The following is a 3,351-nucleotide window of genomic DNA, read 5'->3' as shown; positions in this document are numbered from 1 at the left end:
GGCGCCCCGGGGGCCGGCCAGTTCCATGAGAAGGCCGAGGGCCGGCGGGCCGCCCAGGCTCCATACCGTGCCGACGCTGCCCCAGACGCCGAGCACCCGTCCCCGCAGATGGGCGGGCGGATCGGTCTGCAGGACGGCCGTTCCGGCGGTGTCGGAGACCGATTCGACGACCGCCATGGGCAGCACCAGGACCAGCAGCACGGCCAGCGACGGCGACGTCCCCGCCACCACCTGGAGCAGCGCGCCCGTCGCCGCGAGGGCGCCGACCAGCCGCACCGACGGCCTGCGCAGCCGCGCGCCGAGCACCGCGCCGAGGATTCCGCCGACCGCGAGGACCGTGGAGACCGTGCCGAACGCACCCGCGCCGCCGGCGAGCGGCCCGGTGACCAGGACGGCGAGGGTGAGCCCGTAGTGGCGGCCGAAGACCGCGCTGATGCCGGTGACCCCGGCGAGCGCCATCAGCCGGGGCCGGCGGGCGAAGAAGGCGAGCCCCTCGCGGACGCTCATGGCGGCCTGCGGGCGCTTCCCCTTCTCGCCGACCTGCCGGACCGCTCCCGCCGCCGGGCGCAGGAACGGGATGACCGCGGTCACGAACAGGAAGGAGAACCCGTTGGCGAAATAGGCGGCCGCGGTGCCGAGGAACCCGACCGTCACTCCGGCGAGCGCGGCGCCCGCGAGCCGGCCCGCGTTGAAGACCAGCGCGCCCACGCCGATGGCGGAGGGCACGTCCTCGGCGGGGACGAGATCGTTGCCCAGCAGGGCACAGGCCGGGTTGTCGACGGTGGCGATCATGCCGGTGACGGCGGCCAGCACCATCAGCGAGGTCAGGTCGAGCCGGTCCAGCGCCACCAGGAACGCCGTGGTGAACGCGATCGCGGACAGCATCGCCTGGCTGACGGCGGCCGTCAGCTTCCGCGGCCGGCGGTCGACCGCCGCGCCGCCGAGGACGTTCATCGTCAGGGCCGGAGCGGCCTGCACGGACATGGACAGGCCGGTGGCGGCGGCGGAGCCGGTGATCTGCAGGACCAGCAGGTTCTGCACCGTGAGCTGCATCCACGTACCGGCGTTCGACACGAAGTTCGCGACGGACCACCAGCGCATGCTGCGGTGCCGCAGGGACCGCCAGGGCGAGCGGGAGACGGGCTGGGCAGGGGTGGGTGAGGAAGACACAGTGCGCTACTCGGAGACGAGCCGGACGGCTCAGCGAAGGGGGCGCGGGAAACGGAACGCCGGCTGCGCTGCGCGGCGGCTTCCCTCACCTGGACTGGGCGCGGACCATCGTGGCAGAAGGGAACGCCGAGTCGGTTCCGGCCGGCCGGGCACGTACACGGCCGTGCGGGTCAAATGTGCTGTGTCTCCGGGAGGTTGGGACGGCGAGTGTGGTTGCTCACAGGGCGCGGGCACGCCTGAGGGCCCGCCGCTCGCGGCGGGCCCTCACCAGCGGTCTCAGCCCAGTTTGCCGCGTCCGCTCAGCGCGTCGCGGAGCCGGTCGACCATGCCGGTGCCCGGGGCGAGCAGCTTGTTCGCGGGGGCTTGTCCGGGGCGGACGGGTGCGGCCGGGTGGGGGCCGTCTTCTTCGCCTGCCGGACCTTGTCACCGAGCTCGTCGAGCTGCTCGGGTGAGCAGGCGGCGCGCAGCTGCGGGAAGAGGTTCTGCTCCTCGTCGGCGATGTGCTCACGGATCTCGGCCATCAGTGAGCCGATGAGCCGGTCGAACTCGGCGTCGCCCGCGTCGCAGCCCTCGAGGTCCTTCATGGTCTGCTCGGCCGTGGCGTGGTCCTCGAGCTCCTGGTCGGCCAGGGCGTCGCCGTTCGGCAGGTGCTCCCGCACGGCCGGGTAGAGGTACGCCTCCTCGGCCACGGAGTGCCTGACCAGCTCGATCGTGGCCTGGTCCGCGTAGACCTTGCGGTCCTTGTGGCCGGGCGGCAGCGCCTCGATCTTGCCGAAGAGCTCCTCGACTTCCCGGTGATCGGTCACCAGTTCGTCGATGACGTTGCCTCCGTGTCCCATGTCCTTCTCCTCCGGTTCGGTGGCGCCTGTCCGGGCCCACTCCGCCCCAGCCGGGTCCCCTCGTCGGCCGGGTGCTAACTCCGCCGGTGTCTCAGGAGGAGAGTTTGGCCCGGACCCGGCCGGCCACCGCGGCGGGCCCGGCGCCGGCCCGGACGGAGTGGCGGACCAGGCGGGCGTCGCGTCGCAGGTCGTGGGCGGCGTGCCGGCCGCGCCACGCCAGCGAGGGGGCGGATCCGGTGTCGTCGGCGGCGATCAGCAGGCCGCCGAGCATGGAGAGGTTCTTCAGGAAGTGGATGCGCTGCTGGGCCTTCTGATCGGGGTCCTCCTCCTCCCAGAAGCGGTGCGCGGCCAGCGTCGTGGGGATCAGCGTGACGGCGATCACGAGCGCGGCCGGGCGGGACATGCGTCCGGTGGCCAGCAGCAGACCGCCCACGACCCGGACGGCGCCACTCAGGCGCACACAGTCCTCGGTGCTGTCCGGCAGCAGCGGGACGCGGTCGGTGACGGGCCGGACGACGGGCTCCGCGACGCCTGCGACGTTCTGGGGGTGACGGACGGAATCCAGCCCGCCCGCGACGAACATCGATGCCAGCATCGGCCGGCCGAGGACACGCAACAGACTCATGGAATGCTCCTGGAAGTGTCGGTGGTGCGAACGCGCCGGGTTCCCCCGGGGCATGGGGGCAATCGGCGTGCCGTCACCAGAACCGGGTGGTGAGCGCGGGCTGGTGGACCGCCTCCACGGCGTCGCGCAGGCACAGGGCGACACCGATGGTGGTACGCAGCACCGACGGACGTACGGTCTGCGCGGTCTCCGTGGCCAGGACGAGCAGACAGCCCGCCGCCTGTTCGACCACGGCGACCGGGAGGGTGTAGTCGCTCTCGGCGGCCGCGCGGAACGCCTTCAGCGGGATTCCGGCTCCGTCGACCGTCCGCCTGGCTGCCTGCTCCAGGTGCTCCGCGGCGTTCTCGCAGAGCGAGGCGGGCAGGGTGAGGGTGCGCTGGAACGATGCACTTGTCATGATCCCAGTGATCCCCCGGCGCGGCTCGGTTCCATCGGCCCGCGCCGGGATTTCACCGTCCCGCGTGAGCGTTCGGCGGCCGCCGGGCCCGGACGCCGGGCATCACCACGGAGGTGAGGAGTCCCGTACATGGATTCTCCCTTCCGGTTCGGCCGCCCGGGTGGGGCGGACGGGTGGGGCGGGCGGTCACCACGTGGGGCGGAGTCCGGGTGGTGCGGGAGTCGGCGGTGCGCGTCACGACGCGGTCATGACGCGCGGCGGCCGGTCGCGGACGGGTCCCGGTGTCACGGGGGGCGGCCCCCGCGGGAGGTTGGCCGTCC

3 protein-coding genes and 1 pseudogene are annotated in these 3,351 nt (G+C 73.3%); all 4 read right to left on the bottom strand.

The genetic code is table 11. The features are described from left to right. The coding region (locus tag B9S61_RS05500) for an MFS transporter (protein WP_103541177.1) at nucleotides 1-1,170 on the bottom strand (1,170 nt) is incomplete at its 3' end. Nucleotides 1,171-1,446: 276 nt separating this feature from the next. After that, a pseudogene (locus B9S61_RS05495) lies at nucleotides 1,447-2,009 on the bottom strand (hemerythrin domain-containing protein). 91 nt (nucleotides 2,010-2,100) lie between these two features. Beyond that, a complete protein-coding gene (locus B9S61_RS05490) occupies nucleotides 2,101-2,634 on the bottom strand; it encodes a DoxX family protein (RefSeq protein WP_103541176.1) in 534 nt (177 codons plus the stop codon). A 73-nt stretch (nucleotides 2,635-2,707) separates the two neighbouring features. Then, nucleotides 2,708-3,031 carry a hypothetical protein gene (locus tag B9S61_RS05485; protein ID WP_103541175.1) on the bottom strand — a complete coding sequence of 108 codons (324 nt, stop codon included), beginning with the start codon at nucleotides 3,029-3,031 and terminating at the stop codon, nucleotides 2,708-2,710. Nucleotides 3,032-3,351: the final 320 nt, after the last annotated feature.

Origin of the sequence: Streptomyces sp. SM1, from assembly GCF_002910825.1 — a bacterium.
GTDB lineage: Bacteria > Actinomycetota > Actinomycetes > Streptomycetales > Streptomycetaceae > Streptomyces > Streptomyces okerensis.
Note: the sequence above shows the minus strand (reverse complement) of the source record. Positions and strands in the feature narration are given on the sequence as shown.

Excerpts from the sequence above, each read along its gene's own strand:
- B9S61_RS05490 (WP_103541176.1), bottom strand. The coding sequence starts at position 2,634 with ATGAGTCTGTTGCGTGTCCTCGGCCGGCCGATGCTGGCATCGATGTTC.
- B9S61_RS05485 (WP_103541175.1), bottom strand. The coding sequence starts at position 3,031 with ATGACAAGTGCATCGTTCCAGCGCACCCTCACCCTGCCCGCCTCGCTC.